This window comes from Roseomonas rosulenta (assembly GCF_016106005.1).
GTDB lineage: Bacteria > Pseudomonadota > Alphaproteobacteria > Acetobacterales > Acetobacteraceae > Neoroseomonas > Neoroseomonas rosulenta.
In genome coordinates, this window is the sequence record NZ_JACADR010000644.1 from 1 (window position 1) to 607 (window position 607).

1 protein-coding gene is annotated in these 607 nt (G+C 79.4%); it reads right to left on the minus strand.

Annotated features, from left to right (window positions below; all coding sequences use genetic code 11):
* Positions 1-607 (minus strand): hypothetical protein (locus HW578_RS27435; protein WP_456308304.1); only part of this gene is annotated, 607 nt, incomplete at both ends.

Consider the following 607-nt stretch of genomic DNA (forward strand, 5'->3'; position numbering starts at 1 on the left):
CCGCGACCGGGCTGCCCGCCGGTGCCTCGGCCGGCGCGGCGAGCGTGGCGGAGACTGGCGTCACGGTGATCGGCGCGCGGCCGATCGGCCGGCCGGCCCGGGCCAGCACGTAGCGGACCTCGTAGGCGCCGGCGGCGGCGGGTGCGCGCAGCGTCGCGGGGCTGCCGTCGCGGGTCCAGGCGTAGTGGCGCGTCTCCGGTTCCTCCTGGCCCTGCCCGATGGGGGCGATGGCCAGGTAGTCGCCGGGCTCGTTCGGCCCGGTCCAGGTGACCTCGAGCGTGGTGGTGGCATCGACGCTGGTGCGCGCCGGCGTGACCGTGGCGCGCGGCAGCGCATCGGCCAATGGCACCACGATCTCGGCGGGGGCGGTCGCCGTCACCTCGGCGGTCACGGTGCCGATGCGCTCGGCGGTGGACCCCGTGACGACGTAGCGGCCGGGCGCCAGCGGCAGGCGCGCGGCGGCCCCTTCATGGACCGGTGTCTCCTCGCCCTCGCGCAGCACGGTGAAGGCCGCATCGGCCAGGGTCGGGCCGCCGCGGCCCTGGGTGGCGCGCAGGCCGACCCCGCGCGGCGGCGCGGCCGGAGCGCTCGCGGGTGGGCGCGCCCC